This window comes from Bradyrhizobium sp. ERR14 (assembly GCF_014198235.1).
Taxonomy (GTDB): domain Bacteria; phylum Pseudomonadota; class Alphaproteobacteria; order Rhizobiales; family Xanthobacteraceae; genus Bradyrhizobium.
In genome coordinates, this window is record NZ_JACIHD010000003.1 from 385,135 (window position 1) to 406,999 (window position 21,865).

18 protein-coding genes and 1 tRNA gene are annotated in these 21,865 nt (G+C 64.8%); 5 read left to right on the forward strand and 14 right to left on the reverse strand.

What is annotated here, in order from left to right; all coding sequences use genetic code 11:
* Nucleotides 1-171: 171 nt before the first annotated feature.
* The 8 genes from rpoN to GGD62_RS11625 form a co-directional block, all read right to left on the reverse strand.
* The gene (gene rpoN, locus GGD62_RS11590) at nucleotides 172-1,800 is read right to left on the reverse strand and encodes an RNA polymerase factor sigma-54 (protein WP_179732564.1); all 1,629 of its coding nucleotides are present in this window, start codon (nucleotides 1,798-1,800) and stop codon (nucleotides 172-174) included.
* Between the two features lie 89 nt (nucleotides 1,801-1,889).
* On the reverse strand, nucleotides 1,890-2,897 hold the full coding sequence (lptB, locus tag GGD62_RS11595; protein ID WP_018323449.1) for an LPS export ABC transporter ATP-binding protein: 1,008 nt from the start codon (nucleotides 2,895-2,897) through the stop codon (nucleotides 1,890-1,892).
* Nucleotides 2,898-3,120: 223 nt separating this feature from the next.
* Nucleotides 3,121-3,831 carry an LptA/OstA family protein gene (locus GGD62_RS11600; RefSeq protein WP_018323450.1) on the reverse strand — a complete coding sequence of 237 codons (711 nt, stop codon included), beginning with the start codon at nucleotides 3,829-3,831 and terminating at the stop codon, nucleotides 3,121-3,123.
* Between the two features lie 4 nt (nucleotides 3,832-3,835).
* Nucleotides 3,836-4,570, reverse strand: coding sequence for an LPS export ABC transporter periplasmic protein LptC (lptC, locus tag GGD62_RS11605; protein ID WP_018323451.1), 735 nt, complete (start codon nucleotides 4,568-4,570; stop codon nucleotides 3,836-3,838).
* A 174-nt stretch (nucleotides 4,571-4,744) separates the two neighbouring features.
* Nucleotides 4,745-5,359, reverse strand: coding sequence for a ribonuclease D (locus tag GGD62_RS11610; protein ID WP_018323452.1), 615 nt, complete (start codon nucleotides 5,357-5,359; stop codon nucleotides 4,745-4,747).
* Nucleotides 5,360-5,462: 103 nt separating this feature from the next.
* A complete protein-coding gene (locus GGD62_RS11615) occupies nucleotides 5,463-6,785 on the reverse strand; it encodes a UbiA family prenyltransferase (RefSeq protein WP_183708550.1) in 1,323 nt (440 codons plus the stop codon).
* A 151-nt stretch (nucleotides 6,786-6,936) separates the two neighbouring features.
* Nucleotides 6,937-7,359: a tail fiber domain-containing protein gene (locus GGD62_RS11620; RefSeq protein WP_183708551.1), complete on the reverse strand. Its 423-nt coding sequence runs from the start codon at nucleotides 7,357-7,359 to the stop codon at nucleotides 6,937-6,939.
* A gap of 149 nt (nucleotides 7,360-7,508) precedes the next feature.
* Nucleotides 7,509-8,798 carry a hypothetical protein gene (locus GGD62_RS11625; RefSeq protein ID WP_183708552.1) on the reverse strand — a complete coding sequence of 430 codons (1,290 nt, stop codon included), beginning with the start codon at nucleotides 8,796-8,798 and terminating at the stop codon, nucleotides 7,509-7,511.
* 481 nt (nucleotides 8,799-9,279) lie between these two features.
* On the opposite strand from GGD62_RS11625, the gene GGD62_RS11630 reads away from it, so the two are divergent.
* Nucleotides 9,280-13,263: an AAA family ATPase gene (locus tag GGD62_RS11630; RefSeq protein WP_183708553.1), complete on the forward strand. Its 3,984-nt coding sequence runs from the start codon at nucleotides 9,280-9,282 to the stop codon at nucleotides 13,261-13,263.
* 102 nt (nucleotides 13,264-13,365) lie between these two features.
* Complete coding sequence (locus GGD62_RS11635; protein WP_183708554.1) at nucleotides 13,366-14,637, forward strand: MFS transporter; 1,272 nt, start codon at nucleotides 13,366-13,368, stop codon at nucleotides 14,635-14,637.
* Between the two features lie 151 nt (nucleotides 14,638-14,788).
* Here GGD62_RS11635 and GGD62_RS11640 read toward each other — a convergent pair whose 3' ends face one another.
* The 3 genes from GGD62_RS11640 to GGD62_RS11650 all read right to left on the reverse strand — a co-directional run bounded on the left by GGD62_RS11640 (nucleotide 14,789) and on the right by GGD62_RS11650 (nucleotide 15,500).
* Nucleotides 14,789-15,010 (reverse strand): type II toxin-antitoxin system RelE/ParE family toxin, encoded by a 222-nt coding sequence (locus GGD62_RS11640; protein ID WP_183708555.1) that lies wholly within the window; start codon nucleotides 15,008-15,010, stop codon nucleotides 14,789-14,791.
* Nucleotides 15,011-15,220: an addiction module protein gene (locus GGD62_RS11645; RefSeq protein ID WP_183259482.1), complete on the reverse strand. Its 210-nt coding sequence runs from the start codon at nucleotides 15,218-15,220 to the stop codon at nucleotides 15,011-15,013.
* A gap of 193 nt (nucleotides 15,221-15,413) precedes the next feature.
* Nucleotides 15,414-15,500: transfer RNA gene (locus GGD62_RS11650), tRNA-Leu, on the reverse strand.
* A gap of 151 nt (nucleotides 15,501-15,651) precedes the next feature.
* On the opposite strand from GGD62_RS11650, the gene GGD62_RS11655 reads away from it, so the two are divergent.
* Nucleotides 15,652-16,617: a complex I NDUFA9 subunit family protein gene (locus tag GGD62_RS11655; protein WP_018323467.1), complete on the forward strand. Its 966-nt coding sequence runs from the start codon at nucleotides 15,652-15,654 to the stop codon at nucleotides 16,615-16,617.
* 152 nt (nucleotides 16,618-16,769) lie between these two features.
* On the opposite strand, the gene GGD62_RS11660 is transcribed toward GGD62_RS11655, so the two are convergent.
* The 3 genes from GGD62_RS11660 to GGD62_RS11670 all read right to left on the reverse strand — a co-directional run bounded on the left by GGD62_RS11660 (nucleotide 16,770) and on the right by GGD62_RS11670 (nucleotide 19,832).
* The gene (locus GGD62_RS11660; RefSeq protein WP_183708556.1) at nucleotides 16,770-17,510 is read right to left on the reverse strand and encodes an SDR family oxidoreductase; all 741 of its coding nucleotides are present in this window, start codon (nucleotides 17,508-17,510) and stop codon (nucleotides 16,770-16,772) included.
* 3 nt (nucleotides 17,511-17,513) lie between these two features.
* Nucleotides 17,514-18,839 (reverse strand): FAD-binding oxidoreductase, encoded by a 1,326-nt coding sequence (locus GGD62_RS11665; protein ID WP_183708558.1) that lies wholly within the window; start codon nucleotides 18,837-18,839, stop codon nucleotides 17,514-17,516.
* Nucleotides 18,840-19,025: 186 nt separating this feature from the next.
* A complete protein-coding gene (locus tag GGD62_RS11670) occupies nucleotides 19,026-19,832 on the reverse strand; it encodes an undecaprenyl-diphosphate phosphatase (protein ID WP_179732544.1) in 807 nt (268 codons plus the stop codon).
* Between the two features lie 169 nt (nucleotides 19,833-20,001).
* Here GGD62_RS11670 and GGD62_RS11675 point away from each other — a divergent pair, with 169 nt between their 5' ends.
* The gene (locus GGD62_RS11675; RefSeq protein WP_018323471.1) at nucleotides 20,002-20,694 is read left to right on the forward strand and encodes a glutathione S-transferase family protein; all 693 of its coding nucleotides are present in this window, start codon (nucleotides 20,002-20,004) and stop codon (nucleotides 20,692-20,694) included.
* Complete coding sequence (gene queG / locus GGD62_RS11680) at nucleotides 20,643-21,818, forward strand: tRNA epoxyqueuosine(34) reductase QueG (RefSeq protein WP_183708560.1); 1,176 nt, start codon at nucleotides 20,643-20,645, stop codon at nucleotides 21,816-21,818. Before GGD62_RS11675 ends, queG begins: the two co-directional genes overlap by 52 nt.
* Nucleotides 21,819-21,865: the final 47 nt, after the last annotated feature.

The following is a 21,865-nucleotide window of genomic DNA, read 5'->3' on the forward strand; positions in this document are numbered from 1 at the left end:
GTGCGATGCCACGTCATCGCACCTCTGGAAGATTTCCTGCGCATGCTCTCCCCGCAAACGCCTTCGGCGTTTGTCGGGAAGGAAAACCGCTGGACACTTTTCCGGATCATGCGTGTGCTTGGATCCGTCTCGACGGGGGGTCGAGAGTAGCGCGATTTCGCGCCAGCGCAATCAGGCCGGTTCGGTGTTGCGGGAGCGATCGGACAAGGCGGTGGTGAGGACGTTACCAAGAGCGCTCTGCTTGTCGCGGCGACGTTGCACCGAGGAAGGAATGCGCATGGCTTCGCGGTACTTCGCGACCGTGCGGCGGGCAATATCAATGCCCGAGGCGCGCAAGCGTTCCACGATGGTGTCGTCCGACAGGATCGCCGCGGGCTCCTCCGAATCGATCAGCTGCTTGATATGGTGGCGGACGGCTTCGGCGGAATGCGCCTCGCCGCCGTCGGCCGAGGCGATCGAGGCCGTGAAGAAATATTTCAGCTCGAACGTGCCGCGATTGGTCGCCATGTACTTGTTGGCGGTGACACGCGACACCGTGGATTCATGCATCTGGATGGCATCGGCCACGGCCTTCAGATTGAGCGGCCGCAAATGCGCCACGCCATGGGTGAAGAAGCCGTCCTGCTGGCGCACGATCTCGGTTGCAACTTTCAGGATGGTACGGGCGCGCTGGTCGAGCGCGCGCACCAGCCAGGTCGCGTTCTGCAGCGCGTCGGTGAAATAGGACTTGTCGCCGTCCTTGCCGATCTTCTTCGACAGCTCGGAATAGTAGGTCTGGTTGACCAGCACGCGCGGCAAGGTGTCGCTGTTGAGCTCGACATGCCAGCCGCCGTCGGGACCCGGGCGGACATAGACGTCGGGCACCATGGTCTGCAGACGCGCCGAGCCGAACTTCATGCCGGGCTTGGGATTGAGACGGCGGATCTCGCCGATCATGTCGGCGATGTCCTCGTCATCGACGCCGCAGATCTTGCGCAGGGCCACGATGTCGCGCTTGGCCAGGAGATCGAGATGCTCGACCAGGGCCTGCATCGCGGGGTCGTAGCGGTCGAGCTCGCGGAGCTGGATCGCCAGGCATTCGCTCAAATTGCGCGCACAGACCCCGGGCGGATCGAATTTTTGCAGCACGGCAAGGACGCCCTCGACGTCGGCTTGCGTCGCGCCAAGGCGCTCGGCGGCCTGGCCGAGATCGCCCGGCAGATAGCCGGCTTCGTCGACGAGGTCGATCAAATACTGGCCGATCATGCGCTGGGCAGGTGCGGTGAAGGCCACCGAGAGCTGCTCGGCGAGATGGTCCGAGAGCGTCAACTCGGCCGCGACAAAGGCCTCGAGATTGTAGTCCTCGTCGCCGGAAGCGCCGCCGCCCCATTCCGTATAGGTCGTCGGCGCGGCGTCCTGGGCGTTGCGCGCCGCGGCCTCGGCGGGTTCCTCGGAGAAGACGTTGTCGAGGCCCGTATCCAGGGTCTGCTCGATCTCGGCGCGGGTGCCGAGATCCTTGCTCATCCATTCTTCCTGGCCCGGCTCGAAGGCGTCGCCGCCGCCAAAGCCGTCATCGCCCTGGCCATCGCCTTGGCCGCCGGACTCCTCGCCATCGCTATACTGGCCGGCCTCGGCCGGGCCCTCGCCCGCGGGAGCCTCGTCATTGGCCCGTTCCAGCAGGGGGTTACGCTCGAGCTCCTCTTCCACGAAGGTCGTGAGATCGAGATTGGACAATTGCAGCAGCTTGATCGCCTGCATCAACTGCGGCGTCATGACCAGCGACTGCGATTGCCGGAACTCTAATCTCTGCGTGAGCGCCATGAAGCAAGAACCGTTCCCAAAAATTGGTCCGATTTTTGCTTATCCTAGTCCAGGCCCGATGTACACGTCTTGACGAACGCAAAAACGGGCTAGAGGCGGAATTCCTCGCCAAGGTAAAGGCGGCGCACGTCCGGATCGGCGACGATCTCATCCGGGCTCCCCTCGGTCAAGATTTCGCCGGCATAGACGATGTAGGCGCGGTCGGTGAGGCCGAGCGTCTCGCGGACATTGTGGTCGGTGATGAGGACGCCGATGCCGCGATTGGTGAGATGGCGGACGAGGTCCTGGATGTCGCCGACCGCGATCGGGTCGATGCCGGCGAAGGGCTCGTCGAGCAGCATGTAATTCGGCCGCGTCGCCAGCGCGCGCGCGATCTCGACGCGGCGGCGCTCGCCGCCCGACAGAGCGATTGACGGCGATTTCCTGAGCCGCGTGATGTTGAACTCGTCGAGGAGCGAATCGAGCTGCTGCTCGCGCTTCTTGCGCGAGGGCTCCACCACTTCGAGCACGGCGCGGATGTTCTGCTCGACGGTGAGGCCGCGGAAGATCGAGGCTTCCTGCGGCAAATAGCCGATGCCGAGCCGCGCGCGCTGATACATCGGGAGCTTGGTGACGTCGTGGCCGTCGAGCTCGATGGCGCCGCGGTCGGCCTTGATCAGGCCGGTGATCATGTAGAACACGGTGGTCTTGCCGGCGCCGTTCGGACCGAGCAGGCCGACCGCTTCGCCGCGGCGCACATAGATGCTGACGCCGCGCACCACCTGGCGGCTGCCGAACGCCTTTTCCACGCTATGCACAGCCAAGAAGCCCGGCCGCTTCAGGAGCTGGGGCCCGCCGCCGCCATTCGGCTTGGCGGCGGCCCTGACGGGGTGAACTGCCGGCTGACGCGGTGCCTCGGCTTGATAGTCGCCTTGATAGTCACCCTGGAACTGATCGGGCGCATGGATCGCCTGGTCGCGGGCCATCGGCGCGTCCCGGATCGGGCTCGTCACGAGCCCGCCGACGCCGTCACCAAGCGCGGTGATGTCCTGACGCGCAAATCCTGGCCGGCCGCGCTTGGCGGGGCGCCGACGGAACATGCTGAAGAGATCGACCATCCCCGCCTTCTAAGCCTTTCGCGACGATCCTGCGCGAATTCGCGCGATCTGCCGCACCGGCCGTTCGACTGGCCGATGCAGCATGAGTGAAGGGATGTCTCATGCCCAGTGAAACACGCCCGAAAAGCGGCGGACCCCGCTTCGAAAGCCCTGCGCGCTAGATACAGTCTCACCGGCCAAGCTTCAACCTCGGATCGGGAGCAACCGATCCAAGTCGTTGAATTCATTTCGATTTAGTTCCGCCGGGCAATTGCAAAGGCGGCGCCCCGCCGGGCTTACCCGAACCGCAATCATTGCCGCCGCCCTGCGGCAGCAGGGCCTGAACCCGGCCGTTGTCGGATTCCACCCGCGACACGCCCGTCGTCATGTCGACCATCAAACGGTCGCCGCGCAGCACGTTCTTGCACTGCGTCAGGACGACCTGGCCGCCACCGCCCAGCATGGTGATGAGATTGGTCCTGGTGTCGAACACGGCGGTCTCGCCGGTCACCACCTGGTCCTTCTGGGTGACCACGACATTGCCGCGCGCCTCCAGCCGTTTGATCGAGGAACTGCCGCCGGGGCCCGGCTGCGCCGACTGCATCGGCGCGCCCTTGGTCGCCTTGGCCGCAGGCTGGGGCGTGGCGGGCTTGTCGCCGCCCGACTCGTAGAACACCACCAGCGTCTTCGAGGTCATGGTGGTGTCGCCCTGGATGACCTTCACATTGCCGGCGAAGGTCGCCTCCTTCTTCTTGTCGCGCATCTCGAGCGAGGCCGCCTCGATCTGGATCGGCTGATCGCGGTTCTGCGAGAAGCCCTGCATCGCGTTCGGCACGCCTTGCATCGTGCTCTGCGCAAAAGCGGCGCCGGTTGCAGCAAGCACGACAGTGGCGGCGAGCGCAGCTGCACTGACGATGGCATTGCGCGTGTGGTTGCGCGAAAAAGACCTGATCATGAAATCACTTTGAATTGGCAGACTTGTTCTTTGACTTGGCCGGCGGCGCCGCCGGCGCCGGCTCGGCTGGCGCAGGCTGAGCGGCGGCGGGGTCATCCAGCTTGTCCAGATGCATCACCACATTGCCCTCGAAACGGATGACGTCGCCGCCTTCCGTAATGCGCAGCTTGTCCGCGGACAGCGTGCCGTTGGTCAGCTTGACGTCGACACGCTCGTCCGAGGAGACCGTGCCCTTCCCCATGTCGACAAAGGCCGAGTTCAGTCGCGCCTCGTAGCCGGTCGAGGTGCGCAGGAAGATATCCTTGTGCAGATCGAGCTGCTGCTGCTTGTTGTCGAAGCGGCCGGTGCGGGCATCGAGGAACAGGGTCGATTGATCCTCCATCAGCACTTTCGCGCGCAGGTCGGAGAGATCGACATGATCGGGATCGGTGATGTCCTGCGTCGCGGTCTTGGCCCAGAGCTCGTAGGGCCGCTGGTCCGGCGTGTAGCCCGCCAGATGCGGCGATTCCATCGTGATCTTGGTGCCCGACACCACCAGGTTTCCGGAATCGAGCGGCAGCTTCGGCATCAGCATGCGGAACGGATTGAAGACCGAGACGCCGACGATGGCGGCCATCGACAACAGCACAGCAGCCGGCACCGCGAGGCGCAGAATCCGCACCAGACGGCTGTGGCGCGCCGCGCTGGCAAACTTCGCCGCAAGCGCAGCGTCGTAGGTGGGATTGTGGGCCGAATTCACCTGAGCTCCTGAGGTGCCGCTCGCCAGGCCGGGTTGAAGGGCGCCCCATTGTACCCGTCAGCGCCGCAATATGCAGCCTTGTACATATCAGCCTTGGATATATCAGGCTCGGACAGGCCGCACGAAAGTGTCCGAAACGGGGCGCAGCCCGAAGTCTAACCGGCGGTGGAGGACTCAGGAATGCGCGAAAATGTCCTCCTCCGCCCAGCCCTGGAGGTCGAGCAGGGCGCGGGTCGGCAGGAAGTCGAAACAGGCTTTGGCCAGCGCGGTGCGGCCCTCCCGCACCAGCATGGCATCTAACCGTTCGCGCAAGGCATGCAGGTGCAGCACGTCCGAGGCGGCATAGGCGAGCTGCGGCTCGGTCAGGCTGTCGGAACCCCAATCGCTGGATTGCTGCTGCTTGGAGAGATCGACATTGAGCACCTCGCGCACGAGGTCTTTCAAGCCGTGGCGATCGGTGTAGGTGCGGGTCAGGCGCGAGGCAATCTTGGTGCAATAAATCGGGCCGGTCATGACGCCGAAGGTCTGGTACAGCACCGCGACGTCGAACCGCGCGAAGTGGAAGATCTTGGTGATGGCGGGATTGGCCAGCAGCGCCTTCAGGTTCGGCGCGTCGGTGTGGCCCTTGGGTATCTGGACCACGTCGGCGCTGCCGTCGCCGGGCGAGAGCTGCACCACGCAGAGCCGGTCGCGGTGCGGATTCAGCCCCATGGTCTCGGTGTCGATCGCAACCGCTCCGGTGTAGCGGGACAGGTCGGGCAGGTCGCCGCGATGCAGGCGTACGGTCATGGCGTTCAAAACCTCGGGTCTAATCGGTGCGTCGGCACAATAGCTAATTCGGATTGCCCGCGATGTAGCCATTGCCGGCGGGCCGCGCAAGCACGGGCTTCGCTCAGATCGCCGCCAGCATGATGCAGATCATCGCAGCAACCGCAATGCGGCTGGGGCCGTCGCGGAAAGCGTACAGAATCGGGTCATCGGGCATCTCGCGGCGGTGCGCCATCATCAGGGCGCGGCCGAACCAGTAGAGCAGCAGCGGATTGAGCAGCCACAGCATCCAGGGACGGCTGTACAGCGGCGTCACCGCGGTCGAGGAGACGTAGAGCGAGAACACGGTCACCGCGTTCATCGCGCTCGCCGCCGCCATCGCGGCGATGATTTGCAGGTCGGTGACGCGATAGTCGCGGTTGGAGGGATCGGCAAGGCCGGCGCTCTCGCGCATGCTGAGCTCGCTGAAGCGCTTGATCAGCGCCAGCGAGGTGAACACGAACAGCGAGAAGATCAGCAGCCATTCCGACAGCACCACGCCGACGCCGACCGCGCCGGCGACGATGCGAAGCGTGTAGAGACCGGCGAGCGTGACGATGTCGACCAGCATCTTGCGCTTGAGCGCGAGCGAATAGGCAATCGTGGTGACGAGATAGGCGCCGAGCACGCCGAGAAACAGCGGCGAAATGCAGAGACCGGCCACGACCGCGAACAGCCACAACGCAGGAATCGCTGATAGCGCGGACGAGATCGGCAGATCTCCGGCCGCCAGCGCGCGATGGCGCTTGGTCGGATGCTGCCGGTCCGCGGCGAGATCGAGCAGATCGTTCATCAGATAGGCGCCGGACGCGCAGGCCGAGAACGCCAGGAACGCCAGCATCGCGGAGCCGAGCGTTGCGAAATTCATCTGGTGCGCGGTCAGCGCCGGCACGAACACCAGCGTGTTCTTGGCGTATTGATAGACGCGCAGCGCCTTGACCCAGATCTTCAGCCCGGGATTGCGACCGCCGCGGTTTTCGATGCGATCGATCGTGCCGCGATCGAAGGGAAGCTCGCCCGCAGCGTGATCGGCCGGCGTCACGACGCCATCGAAACCGAGATGCGCGGCGATGCCGGCCGCATGGCCGGGAAGCCGGCTAGCGAGCAGGTAGACCTTCGCACCGCGCGCCCGCGCCGCCAGCGCCTGGTTCAGCACATCGGGATCATAGGGCAGATGGGCGTAGTCGATCTCGGCCTGCGCCAGGACATCCGTCAGCGCCGCCATGCCGGGCCGTCCGCCCGCGCCGAAGCGGGCCAGCAGGCGAGCGGGGCTGGAGAACAGCGCTTCCATCAAGAGCTCGGAACGGAGCAGGGCGCCTTCGAGATCGATGACGAGCGTCCGCGCCGCCGCCGGCACTGCCGACGGCCCCGGCGCGCTGGAAACGTACTGCCAGGCAGGCTGCTCCATTCGAAAACGCTCTTGTTTGCCGCAAAATGACCGGCTCCAGGAAAGCGGATGGCCAGGGAGCAGGGAAATGGACGGCAGCGAGCCTAGGAGGCATTCGCTAAGGCTGGCTTAATCCGAGATTGGCGGCAATCTGGCGAGGCCTGGTGGTCTCTCAATCGCTCCAGCTGCGGAACTGCAGTCCGAGCAGGTCGTAACGGACCCGAAGATAGCCGTCGGGACCGTGCACCACGGCACCGGGCACGATCCGCTCGACCTCCTGGGCCATCACACCGACATAAAACGTGTCGTCCCAGAGATAGCGAAACCGGTAGAGGCAGATGCCGCTGTCGAGGCATCCGAGCCGCGAGATATCGCGCTTGAGCCGCCTGTCGGACGTGACAGGCGGTGGAGGCGTTGGCGGCAGGGTCGGAACCACCGCCGGCACGGGCTGCGGCGGAGGCGGTCCGTATTTGTCGTAGGACCGCTCGATCGACCTAGGGGTGTTCGTGTCCTGGCTGTCGCCGCGGCTCTGCGAGACCGGCGCGCCGGTATAGGACAGTTTGGGCTGCGAGAAGATGATGGCTCGCTGGCGCATCGACCTGGCGAGGCCGCCGTTGACGCATCCACCACCTGAAGTCCTACCCTCCGGGCATCTTGCTTGCGCCTGCGCCTGATCGAAAATCGACAAGCCGGCGACGAATGCCGTGACAAGAGCAAAGCCGCTCAAACCAGTGATGATGCGCGTCAAAATTTCATGCTCCCGCCAAGCATCGCGATCCAGCCGCGAACGCGAAGGGTCGGCGTCAGTTCGGTCAGGTTTTCATTGATCCAGAAGTGCTCGGCACTCGCTTTCAAGGACAAGCCTTCGCGTGGCGAATACTGCGCAGAACCTCCCGCTCCGATGCGGGTCTTTGCCGGAATGAATTGCTGCGTGACCGGATTGTAGGAGTTTTGATCGCGCCGCATGTAGTTCAGCATCGGCGCGACGGTCCAGTTGCCGCTCACGACGGATTGCTCGAGGCGATACCGATACACGGCGCTGTTGGACCGAAACGACTCGGGAATGATCTTCAACAGCTCCGGATCCAAAAGCCTGTTTTTCTCGGCGTTGGTCCACGACGCCGTGAATGTCGTGCTCGACGATGTCGTCCATGCATATCCGACCGTACCTGACAGTGTGTAGCGGTCGCCAAGCGCATAAGATGAGATATGATCCAGACGGGTTGCAGTTTCGTGGGCGTAGGACGCTGAAGCCAGCAGCGTCAGGCTCGCCAGCTGGTAGCCGAGCGACGCCGTCTGCGTCGCGACCCATCCCGGCCCCACCAATGTGGTTGCCTGCGGCTCCGTGCTTGCGGGATCGAGCAGCGCTTCCATGCGATATGCGCCGCGCCAGGTATAGCCGGAACTGAACGTCAGGATGAGCTGTTCGCCGATGGGCAGGTTGACGCCGACCGTCGGCCCTATGTTCAGCCCTTCCCCGAATGTTGCGAGGTCGACGATGTCCTGATCCATCCGCGCATTCGCCGCGCTGCCATAGAGAGCCGTCGTCCCCGTTGGAAGATTGACGTTCATGGAGACGAACGGCTGGATTCCGGGAATGCCGAGATAGGTTGCTGTCCCCGAGACGACCGTATCGGTCGTGGTCGTGACGCTGCCGGTCAACCCGGGCGTGGATTGCCGTGACCAGACATAGCCGCCCCTGCCGAGCAGATCGACTTTGACGTTTTCGAGCGGCTGCCCGCTCGCCTGGATCGTCAGGGGTGCATAGACCTGCGTCCCGGCGCCGGCCGCCACCGAGCCGCTGGCAGGGAAACCCCGCGTGCCGCTCCAGGTGGCATATCGCAATTCCTGATCGGCGCTCAGCGACCAGTTCGGCTCGGCGGCATTCGCGAGCGAGGAGACCGTACAGCAGGCCATGACCACACACGCGCGCTTCCATCCGTCTCGAACCGAATCGTAGAGGCGCGCGCGCATGATGGGCTGAGAGGACATGCAGTTGGAGAAGCCTGACGGCAACGAGATCGCCGGATGCACGGCGACCTCGCGCTCGGACCCGCGATCAAGCCGCGGCTACGGCTGCTTCTTCCCGGACGTGGGGGCTGGCGGCTTGGGGGGCGCCGGAGTGGGCTTCGGCGGCGGCGGGATATTCTTCCGTACGGCCGCGTCGGCCAGCGACGGAGATCTCGTGTAAGCCATGACCGGGGCGGCACTGACCGCTGCGAACAACGCCGCGGCGATCATCATTCGATACATCATGAACTTGTTCCTCTTCATAGTCCGTCCGGGAGCAGTGAAAAATTCCAGCCGATGACGGTCGCGGCTGAGAATTTGTCGGCAGACGTCGGGGAGCGCCGCGGGGATTTTTAGGCCGACCGCCGTCAATGCCGGCGTCAGTCCGGCGTGACATCAGCGTGACTCTTGCTTTGCGCGGCCTTCAAAGTGCGTCAAAGCGTGTTAGGTGTGTTTCCGAGGCCACGATCGCCGTGCCCGATTTGCCATGGGAATGAGAGACTGCGTGCCGCTTCCGAGATTTGGTCTTTCGCTGTTCGGACGTTTTGAACTGACGACAAGTGACGGCGTGGTTTCGTTGCCGGGCCGGAAACTTGCTGGATTGCTCGCCTATCTGGCTTGCGCTGCGCCGCGCCGCCAACCGCGCGAAAAGCTCGCGAACCTGCTGTGGGGCTCGCATTTCGAGATCCAGGCGCGGCAGAATCTGCGCCAGAGCCTGGTGCGGTTACGGCGGATTCTCGGGCAGGACTCCATTTGCAGCGACGACAATGACGTCTGGCTCGCGCCCGGGGTGATCGATTGCGATGCGGTCCGCTTCGAGACCCTGATCGTCGAGGGCAGCCGCGCGTCGCTGGCCGCGGCCGCCGATCTCTACCGCAATCCGCTGCTGACGGATCTGAATATAGAAGAAGACGCATGGTCGGAATGGCGCGACCGGGAACGGGAGCGGCTGGACGGCCTGGCCGTCGATTCCATGGTCCGGCACGGCCAGCACGCGCTGCAGTCCGGACATGCGGAATCCGCGCTCAGGACGGCCAACCGGGCCATTGCCGTGAATGCCTTGCGCGAGGATGCGCATCGGCTGGTCATCCAGGCGCTCACCGCCAATGGACGCAAGGCCGAGGCGCTCAAGCGCTATCAGGATCTCGTCGCGCTGCTCAAGCGCGAGCTGAACACGGAGCCCGATGCGGTCACCCAGTCGCTCGTCGCGGACCTCCGCAACGCCAGACCGTCCGGTGCGTCGCGTACGAACGAGCCCCTGGATGGCGTTCGGGTGCGGGAGACCGAAGCCGCAGCCGTCGCGGAACGCGATGACGATGCTCCGCCCTCGGAATCGCTTCGCCCGGGCGGCCGCCAGCAGCGCCAGTTGACGATCATGGCCTGTCAACTGATCGGCGCGATGCCTCTGTCCGCGGAGCGCGACCCGGAGGATGTCCACGACCAGATCGTCGCCTTTCATCAGGTCGCGGCTCGGATCGCAGCGCAATTCCATGGCTTCGTCGCCCAGCACCAGGGCAACGGTGTCCTGATCTATTTCGGTTATCCCATGGCGCGCGAGCACGATGCTGAACATGCCGTACGCGCCGGCCTCGCAATCGTCGACGCGGTTCGCATTATGGACGCACCAGCCGGCGCGGCACCGCGGGCGAGCGTCGGGATCGCAACCGGCCTCGTCGTGATCGGCGAGAAGCCCGGGCCCGGCGATCTCAGGCAGCACGTTGCGATCGGCGAGACGCCGAACCTGGCAACACGGTTGCAGGGCGTTGCCGGACCGGGCGAGGTCGCGATCGCAGCCCGCACGCGGCGGCTGCTTGGGCAATTGTTCGACACGCGCGCGCTTCCGGATATCGAGGTCAAGGGACTGCGAGAGCCGGTGCCCGCGTGGCAGGTGCTCGGCGAGGCTGTTGGCGTCAGCCGTTTCGATGCGCGGCGCGCCGATTCACTGTCCGCGCTCGTCGGTCGCCAGGAAGAGATCGATCTGCTGCTGCGCCGCTGGAATCAGGCGAAGTCCGGTGCGGGCCGCGTGGTGCTGATCTCGGGCGAGCCCGGCATCGGCAAGTCGCGCATCGTCGAGAGCGTGTTGACGAGGCTCGAGGACGAGCAACACAGCCGCTTGCGCTATTATTGCTCTCCGCATCATGCGCACAGCGCGCTCTACCCGCTCATCGTTCAGCTTGAACGGGCTGCCGATTTCGAACCCGGCAGCAGCGCCGGCGCACGGATAGACAGGCTGGAAGCCCTGCTCGCACCCGCAACGAAAAATCTGACCCGCGATGTCGCGCTGATCGCCGAACTTCTCGGCGTGCCCTCGGACGGACGCTATCCGGCCCTCGCGATCTCCCCGCAGGAGAAGCGGGAGATGACCCTCAATGCGCTGCTCAACCAGCTTTCAGCCGGAACGGTGCAGACACCGGGGCTGATCGTGGTCGAGGACGCGCACTGGATCGACCCGACATCGCTCGACCTGCTCGACGCGATCGCGGCTCGCGCCGCAAATCTGCCGCTGCTGTTGCTTGTCACCATCAGGCCGGAATTCCAGCCTTCCTGGATCGGCCAGCCACATGTGACGCTGCTGCCGCTCGGCCGTCTTGGCCGCACCGACAGCGCCGGCATCATTGATGACGTCGCGGGAGGCAAGCTTCTCCCCGAGCCCGTCGTCGAGCAGATACTGTCGCGCGCCGACGGCATCCCGCTGTTCGTCGAGGAGTTGACCCGCATGCTGATCGAGCAGGAGCTGTTGCGCGAGGCATCCGACAGCGAAGGGTTGGAGGGGTCGCGGCGGTCGCTCGCCATTCCGGCGACGTTGCAGGCCTCGCTGGCCGCTCGCCTCGACCTGCTCGGCGCGGTGAAGGACGTGGCTTCGATCGGCGCTTCGATCGGGCGGGAATTCTCCTACCAGCTGATCGCTGCAATATCCGCGCTGCCCCCTGTCGATCTGGACGCCGCGCTTGAACGGCTGACGGCCTCCGGCCTCGTCAGTCGTCGCGGCTCGCCGCCGCAGGCGAGCTACACGTTCAAGCACGCGCTGGTCCAGGATGCCGCCTATGTCGCGATGCTGAGGAGCCGCAGGCAGCAATTGCATGCGGATATCGCGAACACGCTCATCGAAAGCTTCCCGGCGCTGGCCGAAACCCAACCCGAGATCGTTGCCCTTCATTTCGACGAGGCCGGGCGGGCCCGCGAGGCGACCGACCACTGGATCAAGGCGGGGCGGCTCGCACATGCGCGATGGGCCAACCGCGAAGCGGCCAATTTCTTCGAACGGGGGCTGCGCTGCCTCGCGACGCTGCCGCAGACCCGGGACACAATGGAGCAGGCGATCGATCTCAGGTTCGACCTGAAGACCTCGCTGTTTCCACTTGGCCAGTTCGCGCGCATCGTCGGCTATCTTCGCGAGGCCGAAGCGCTGGCCAGAGATCTCGACGATCCCGGACGGCTTTGCCTCGCGTCCGTTCACATGTGCCAGACCCTCAGCCTGAGCGGCCATCCACAGGACGCCGTCAAGTTCGGGCGGGATGCCCATCGTCTCGCAGAGCAGCTCGGCGAGCTTTCGCACCGCATCTCGGCATCGCTGTTTCTCGGGCTCGCCTGCTTCTCGACGCTGCACTACGGCGAGTCGGAATCTCATTATCTCAACGTGCTGGAACTGCTCGACGGCGACGCACGCCTCCGGCAATTTTCCCTCGCCGGATTTCCGGCCGTGACCGCCCACGGTTTTCTCGCTCGCATCTATGCCGACCAGGGCAAGTTCGCGCGCGGGATCGCTCACGGCGAGGAAGGCATACGCCTCGCCGAGGCGGTCGATCACCCCTATAGCCTCGGCATCGTCAGCTGGTGCTTTGCCGATCTGCTGGCGTCCCGGGGAGAGCTGAACCGCGCAGTCGTGGTGCTGGAGCGCGGACTGGCGGTGGCGCGCGAGTGGAACCTGCCGTTTCTCGTCGCAGGCAATTCCGGCAGCCTTGGCCACGCTTATGCCCTGCTGGGGCGAACGGCCGAAGGCCTGCCGCTGATGGAGCAGGCGCTGAGGGTCTTCGAGAAGATGGGGCATCGATTTGCCCAGGCGCTGTTCCTGTCGCCTTTGGGCGAAGCATACCTGTTGGCTGGCCGGCAGGCGGATGCTCTCAGGGCTGCCGGACAGGCGCTGACGCTGGCCCGTGAAAATGGCCAGCGGAGCGGCGAGGCGGCCGCCCTGCGCCTTCTGGGCGAGGCTTCCAGCGGCGGCAGCTCCCCGGACCAGGCCGAAGGTCACTTCAGAGCCGCGCTCGCGCTCGCCGATGAACTCGACCTCCGCCCGCTCGCTGCGCGCTGCCGTCACGGCCTCGGAAAATTCTATTTGAAGGCGGGATGCCCGGACCAGGCTCGCGACGAGCTTGTCGCCGCGGCGACGATGTACCGCGAGATGGAGATGCGGTTCTGGCTGGTGCAGGCCGAAGCGGAATTGAGCGGATTGCCGGACTCCCTGTTGCATGGATCCCACAACCCGGTGTGAGCTTCATGTTCCCCAGGGAACGAGCGGCCGGCGGCCGATGAAATTCGCCCCGGCTCACCCCATCTGCCAGTCTCTTCCTCCACTCGCCGTGAATCGAGCCCCATGACCGACCAGACGCTCGCCGCGCCTATCGACGATCAATCGGACCGTCCGCGCGGCTTTTCGCGCTACCAGTCCCTGCTCATCGCGCTGCTCACGTTCACGCAGTTCACGATCATCCTCGACTTCATCATCATGTCGCCGCTCGGCGCCATCCTGATGCCCGCGCTCGACATCACGGCCGGCCAATTCGGCGTCGCGGTGTCGGCCTACGCGTTCAGCGCGGGCATTTCGGGGGTGCTGGCCGCCGGCTTTGCCGATCGCTTCGATCGCAAACGCCTGCTGCTGTTCTTCTATGTCGGCTTCACGCTCGGGACCCTGCTCTGCGCGATCGCGCCGAATTATCGTGTGCTGCTGCTTGGCCGGATCGTGACCGGATTGTTCGGCGGCGTGATCGGCTCGGTGGTGCTCGCCATCGTCACCGATTTGTTCGCGCTGCATCTGCGCGGCCGCGTGATGGGCTTCATCCAGACCGCATTTGCAGCAAGCCAGGTGCTCGGCATTCCCGCCGGCCTGTTTCTCGCCAATCACTGGAGCTGGCACGTCTGCTTCATTGCGATCGTCGTGGTGTCGATCGCGGCGATCGCCATCATCGCCTTCGCGATGGAGCCGGTCGACGCGCATCTGAAGCGGAAGCAGGACAAGAACCCGTTCCACCATCTGATCTCGACCGTCGGGCAGCCGCGCTACACGCTGGCCTTCTTCGTCACGACGCTGCTGGCGACCGGCGGCTACATGCTGATGCCGTTCTCCAGCGCCTTCACCGTGCACAATCTCGGCATCGACATCACGCATCTGCCGACGATCTATCTCGTCTCAGGCCTGTTCAGCATCGTCACGGGGCCGCTGGTCGGAAGGGCAAGCGATGCGTTCGGCAAATACCCGACCTTCGTGTTCGGCAGCGTGGTGTCCGTCATCATGGTGCTGATCTACACCCATCTCGGCCACGTCACGCTGGTGACCGCGATCCTCGTCAACGTGCTGATGTTCGTCGGCATCTTCTCGCGCATGATCCCGTCGCAGGCCCTGATGTCCGCAATCCCGGATCCCGACCAGCGCGGCTCGTTCAGCGCGGTCAGCGCCTCGCTGCAACAGCTCTCCGGCGGCCTCGGCTCGGTGCTCGCGGGCGCGATCATCACGGAAGGGGCGGATGGCTCGCTGATCCATTTCGACCGGATCGGCTACGTCGTCGTAGCATCGGCGATCGTCTCGCTGGTAGCTATGTATTTTGTGCAGAGGGCGGTGGCGGAGCGGACGGGGAAAAGGGTGGTGTAAGGGGGCCTATTCATTCGCTGATCGGGAAATCGCCGCCCAGCTGGTGCGCAAGGCTCGAAGCAACTTCGGCCACGACGTGGCTACGAACGGCGTTGCCAAACCATGGGATCGCGGCTCGTGTGAAAGACCGCAACGACGTAGACCACATCGTTCAGTTCTCGAAATACGACAATGTAAGGGAACCGACGTAGCAGAGCGCGACGTGTGTCTTGTAGGCCGGCGGAAATTGCTTGGGATGTTCCGCAATCCGGATCAGCGCGGAGCGCAAAGCGTCGCGAAATTGCGGCACAACATGCGGAGCGTGACTGTCGTACCAGCTGACAGCACCGACGAGGTCGGCGCGGGCCGCCTGGGTAAAAAGAAGTCGAGCCACTTATCGCGACCGACGATCGAGCTCAGCGTCAATATCCTCCCAAGGGACTGCGTCGCGGAGGTCCACGTCGAAACTCGCAAGCCGCCGTTCGAGTTCGGCCTCGTGCGCCGGAGTCAAGGGCACGTCAGCAGGGGAGAGGCTGTCCCAAAGCTCACCGATGAGGTCGAGCCGCTCTCTGGGCGTCAAACGGCTGATGTCGAGCGTTGCCATGATCCGAACCCTTGGCCCTTTTGCCAACGAAATCACAACCTTCGCAGTCTCGTCGAGGAAAATATCGTGATTACGACGCCCCGCGGAAAGGGGCAGGATCCCACGATCCCGGAGTAATTTCCCAACATTGGACCGGATCGGATTACCCGCCGTCCCCCGCCTTGAGTTTCGAAGGGAATCCGGACGGGATAAATGGTGCCCAGGAAAGGACTCGAACCTTCACGGCCGTTAAGCCACTGGCACCTGAAGCCAGCGCGTCTACCAATTCCACCACCTGGGCATGCCGTTTGGGGCACGGAGGCGGTTACTACGGTTCGGTGACGCCGTTGTCAATTCATGCGTGACCCGGGTTTGGGGATGCCGATTGCGCATCGCAAACCGGCCCGATACAAGCCTGACAAGACGCACTCTTTTCCGCAGGAACGGCTCCCATGGCATCGAATCTGGACACGCTCGTCACGGTTTTCGGCGGATCGGGGTTTTTGGGCCGGAATGTCGTCCGCGCGCTGTGCAAGCGGGATTACCGGGTCCGGGTCGCGGTGCGGCGGCCGGAACTCGCCGGATACCTCCAGCCCTCCGGCAAGGTCGGGCAGGTCCATACCGTGCAGGCGAATTTACGCTATCCGGCCTCGGTCGAGGCGGCGCTGCGTGATTCGCACGTCGTCATCAACCTCGTAGGCGTCCTGACCGAGAGCGGCGCGCAGACCTTTGACGCGGTCCAGGCCAAGGGCGCCGAAACCGTCGCCAAGGCGGCGGCTGCGGCCGGCGCCAGCCTGGTGCATGTCTCGGCGATCGGGGCCGATGCCGAATCGCCCTCGCGATATGCCAAGGCCAAGGCGGCCGGCGAAGCCGCGGTGAGGGCAGCGGTGCCGTCGGCGACGATCTTCCGCCCCTCCCTGATGTTCGGCCCCGAGGACCAGTTCACCAACCGTTTTGCCGCGCTGGCCCGGATGTCGCCGGTGCTGCCGCTGATCGGCGGCGAGACCAGGATGCAGCCGGTCTATGTTGGCGACGTCGCCACCGCGATCGCGGACGCCGTCGACGGCAAGGCCAAGGCGGGCGCGACCTACGAGCTTGGCGGGCCGGAAGTGCTGACCATGCGCGAGATCATCGAGGCCATCCTCGAGATCACCGCGCGCAAGCCGGCGCTGATCCCGCTGCCGTTCGGCCTCGCCCGCTTCCAGGCGAACTTCCTGCAATTCGCGCCGGGCGCCTTCAAGCTGACGCCGGACCAGGTCACGATGCTTGAGCGCGACAATGTGGTGTCGGATGCAGCGAAGGCGGCCGGGCTCACATTGGAAGGGCTCGGCATCACCGCCGATTCGCTGGAAGCGATCGCCCCGCAATATCTCTGGCGCTTCCGCGCCGCCGGTCAGTTCCAGCGTATGAGCGTGTGAGGGTGGTTCACCTCTCCCGCTTGCGGGAGAGGTCGGATTGCGAAGCAATCCGGGTGAGGGCCTTCTCCTCTTGGGGGTTCTCGCCCGCGGAGCTACCCCCTCCCCAGCCCCGCAAGCGGGAGAGGGAGTGCACCACCGGCGCGGCCGGCGACTTAGAACTTCAGCTTCTTGAATACCGCTTCCGGCAGCGTCTTGATGATCAGCATCACGAGGCGCCATTTGCCGCTGACATAGACGACGTCGGTCTTGTTCTCGACGGCGCTGAGGATCGCATCGCCGACCACCGGCGCTTCGACGGTGAGCGGGCCGATCAGCTTCATGCCATCAGTCATCTTGGTGCGGACGAAGCCGGGCTTGACGGTGACGACATGCACGCCGCCACGACTGGCGCGGGCGCGCAAGCCCGACAGGAAGGCGGAGAAGCCGGCCTTGGCCGAGCCATAGACATAGTTCGAGGCCCGGCCGCGATCGCCGGCCACGGACGACACGCCGACAAGCGTGCCGGTGCCGCGGCCCAAGAATTTTTCGGCGAACAGGCCGAGGATCAGCGCGGGCCCTTCGTAGTTCGAGCGCATGATCGCGGTGGCGTGGGCAAGGTCGCTCTCGGCATTCTCCTGCACGCCGAGGAGGCCGATGATCGAGATGACGACATCGGGCAATGCCGGCAGGCCGCTCACAAAGCCCTCGAATGCGGCGGTGTCGAGCACATCGAATTTGTAGAGACCGACGTCTACATTGTAACGCGCGCGCAGATCGGCGGCGTCAGGCTCCAGCGCGGTGACGTCGCGGCCTGCGAGGCCGACATCGTAGCCGGCTTTGGCAAAGGCGCGCGCGGCGGCGCGACCCATGTCGGAGGAACCGCCGAGCACCAAGACAGATTTGCGTGACGTCACGGCCTAGACCTCATCAAACAGACGCTGTGAAAGTTTCGAGCGGATGTTGCCGGCGGGATCGAGCGATTTGCGGATTGCGTTGAAACGCTGCAAGGCAGGATAACCCGCCGCGAAGGTCGCGCGCGATTGGCGTGCGTCTTTCGCCAGATACAGCCGGCCGCCGGCGGCGACGACCAGGCGATCAATCTCGTCGAGGAAATTCAGGATGCCGCCCTTCACCGGGAAATCCAGCGCGAGCGTGTAGCCGGGCAGCGGGAACGACAGGATGCCGTCGCCCTGCCCGAGCTTCTTGAGCACGGCGAGGAAGGAGGCATCGCCGCGCCGTGCGACGCGATCGAGGATATCGCCGAGCACGGCGCGCGCGCCGGCTTGCGGGATCACGCATTGATGCTGCAGGAAGCCGCGCTTGCCATAGATGCGATTCCACGCACCGACGCTGTCGAGCGGAAAGAAATACGGATAGAGCGAGACCACATGGCTGCCGCCGGCGCGCCGCGCGCCCATGCGATAGTAAAGCTCGTTGAAGGCGCGGACGCTGGTGCGGTTCAGTGCCATCGACGGCAGGTCGACCGGCACACTGAGGCGAGACTCCTTGCCGACCGGAAATGCATCGATGCCTTCCGCCAGTTCGCCCCTGCCCGCGTGCTCGCCGAGATAGATCAGCGAACGGCCGAGATCGCGCCCGCGTGCCGCGCAATCGATCCAGGCCACCGAATAGGTCGCGGCATCGCCCGCCTCGAGCGCGCGCATCGCGGCATCGAGATCGGACGCGGAGATCACCCGCTCGCGGATCCATCCGGTCTCGGCTCGGCGCAGCCGCATCGTCGCTTCGAGGATGATGCCGGTCAGGCCCATGCCGCCGACGCTCGCGAAGAAGGCGTCGGAGTTCTGCTCGCGCGAGGCCTCGATGACTTCGCCCTGCCCGGTGCGCAGCAGGAGGCTGTCGACGTAGCGGCCGAAGCCGCCTTCGCAATGATGGTTCTTGCCGTGGACGTCGGCCGCAATGGCGCCGCCGACCGAGACGAAGCGGGTGCCGGGCACGACGAAGGGCAGGAAGCCGCGCGGGCCAAAGGTGTCGATCAGGTCCGACAGGAGAACCCCGGCTTCCAGGCGGATGCGCCCGGTTGCCGGATCGAACGACCTGACCCGGTCGAAGCCGGTCATCGTGACGGTCCTGACGGCGCCGATCGCGGCATCGCCATAGGCGCGGCCATTGCCGCGCGCGACGGTGCCGGCGGAGACAGCCTCGCCGACCGCCGCGAACGAGCGCGGGCGCAGCACATCGCTATCGACGACCGGGAAGCGCCCCCAGCCGCTGACAAGGGTCATGGCTCAGCTCCTGTGCCGGGCGCGCGCCGCCCGGCGTTGGAACTGACTACCGATCAAAAGCTTATTTTGCGTTGAAGGCCTGGTGGAGTCGTAGCCCGGATGGAGCGCAGCGCAATCCGGGGATCCTGCCACAAGGAACGCTGGCCCCGGATTACGCTGCGCTTCATCCGGGCTACAGGCCTACACCTAACGCCCCAGCGCCAGCGCGATCAGGCCGAGCGTGCCGACGATGACGCGCCACCAGGCGAACACCACGAAGCCGTGGCGCGTGACATATTCCAGGAACGTCTTGACCACGATGATCGCGGTGATGAACGACACCACGAAGCCGATCGCGACGATGCCCATATGGTCCATCGTCATCTCGGAGCGGCTCTTGTAGAAGTCGTAGGCGAACGCACCGATCATGGTGGGGATGGCGAGGAAGAACGAGAACTCCGCCGCTGCGCGCTTGTCGGCGCCGAGGAACATCGCGGCTACGATGCTGGCGCCGGAACGCGACACGCCCGGGATCATCGCCACGCACTGCGCGATGCCGATATAGAGATACATCAGCAGCGGAAACCTCGTAGCGTCATGCTCGCGCGGCTTGAGATCGAGCTTGTCGACCCAGAGCAGGATGGCGCCGCCGACGATCAGCGTGAAGCACACGACCCAGGGATTGAACAGCACGCTCTTGATGTATTTGCCGGCGACGAGGCCGACGATCACAGCGGGCAGGAACGCGACCAGCACGCCGAGCACGAAGCGGCGCGAATAGGTGTCGCCCGTGAAGAAGCCGATCACGACATCCCAGAGCTTCTTGAAGTACAGCCCGACGATCGCGAGGATCGCACCCAGCTGGATCAAAACCGTAAACGAATCCCAGAAGGCGCCTTCGCCGAGATGGAAGAAGCGTTCCGCGAGCAGCAAATGGCCGGTCGAGGATACGGGAAGGAACTCGGTCACACCCTCGATGATGCCGAGGATCACTGCCCGTATTGCGTCTGACATATTTACGGTCCATTTCGGCTGGAAAAGCGGGGCCCTTCTCGCCTATTCGTCCCCATGCCGCAATCGCAAAATGCGAAATCACGCCCTTGCCTCGCGGTTTTGAAGGACTAGTGTGGCGCCGCACAAACATTGATGGAATCTTAAGCACCATCAAATAGTCAAAGGCTTCATGTTTACGCTGTTTCATCATCCGTTCTGTCCGCATTCGCGTTTCATCCGCCTGATCGCGGGCGAATACGGGCTCGACCTCAAGCTGGTCGAGGAGCGCAGCTGGGAGCGGCGCGAGGCGTTTCTGTTGCTCAATGCGGCAGGCACGACGCCTGTGATGGTGGACGACGAGCAGCCGCCGATCCCGGGCGCTGCGATCATCGCCGAATATGTCGACGAGGCCTATGGCGCCGAGATGGGACCCAAGCGCCTGATGCCGGAATCCATCGGCGAGCGCGTCGAGGTTCGCCGGCTGATGGCCTGGTTCAACGAAAAATTTTTCGAGGAGGTCTCGCATCCTCTCGTCACCGAGCGCATCTACAAGCGCTTCATGAGCGAGGAGAACGGCGGCGGGCCGCCTTCGGCCGACGTAATGCGCGCCGCCAAGGCCAATGTGCGCTATCATCTGGCCTATATCGGCTGGCTGGCGCAGACCCGTAATTTCCTCGCCGGCGACCGGCTCACTTACGCGGATCTCGCCGCCGCGGCGCATCTCTCGGCGATCGACTATCTGGGCGACGTGCCATGGAGCGAGGACGACGCAGCAAAGGCGTGGTACGCGCGGGTGAAGTCCCGCCCGTCGTTCCGTCCGCTGCTGAGCGAATGGCTGGCCGGCGTGCCGGCATCGCGGACCTACGTGGACCTGGATTTCTGAACTCCGATCCGACTGAACTGAAGGCGGCGCTCACGCGCGAGGCGCGCGCGCTCGGCTTCGACTGCATCGGCATCACGATGCCAGGCACGATCGAGACCGCCGGCAAATACTTTCTGGAATTCATTGCCTCCGGCGGTCATGGCGACATGGACTGGCTCGCCGCGCAGCCGGAGCGTCGTGTCGATCCGCGCGGGCTGTGGGCTGACGTGCGCTCGGTGATCATGCTCGGGGTCAATTACGGCCCGGACCAGGATCCGCTCGCGATTCTCGAGCAGCGCGCGCGCGCGGCGATCTCGGTTTATGCGCAGGGCGACGACTATCACGATCTCATCAAAAAGCGGCTGAAGGCGCTGGCGCGCTGGCTGGTCGCGACCGCGCCGTCGGACGTGAAGGTGTTCGTCGACACCGCCGCGGTGATGGAGAAGCCGTTGGCGCAGACCGCGGGTCTCGGCTGGCAGGGCAAGCACACCAACCTCGTCTCGCGCGAGTTCGGTTCGTGGCTGTTCCTCGGCGCGATCTACACCACGTTGGAACTGCCGCGCGACGCTGCCGAGATCGATCATTGCGGCTCGTGCCGGGCCTGTCTCGACATCTGCCCGACGGCGGCGTTTCCCGCGCCCTACAAGCTCGATGCGAGGCGCTGCATTTCCTATCTCACCATCGAGAACAAGGGACCGATCCCGCACGAGTTTCGCAAAGCCATCGGCAACCGCATCTATGGCTGCGACGATTGCCTCGCGGCGTGTCCCTGGAACAAGTTCGCGCAGGAGGGGCGCGAGGCCAAGCTCGCCGCGCGCAGCGAATTGCGCGCGCCGGGGCTTGCCGAACTCGCACGCCTCGACGACGCTGCGTTCCGCGCGCTGTTCACGAAGTCGCCGGTGAAGCGGATTGGTCGCGATCGGTTCTTGCGGAATGTGCTGATTGCGATTGGTAACTCGGGCGAGGCGGCGCTGGCCGAGGAAGCGCGACGGTTGCTGGACGATGCGAGCCCGCTGGTGCGTGGCGCTGCGGTGTGGGCGCTGGGGCAGTTGCTGGGACGGGAAGAGTTTGAGGCGATGAAGGGCGCTGCATTAGATCACGAACGCGACGACAGCGTGCGTGAGGAGTGGCAGACCGTCGCCTGACCCTCGGTGTCATTCCCCGCGAAGGCGGGGAATCCAGTACGCCGCGG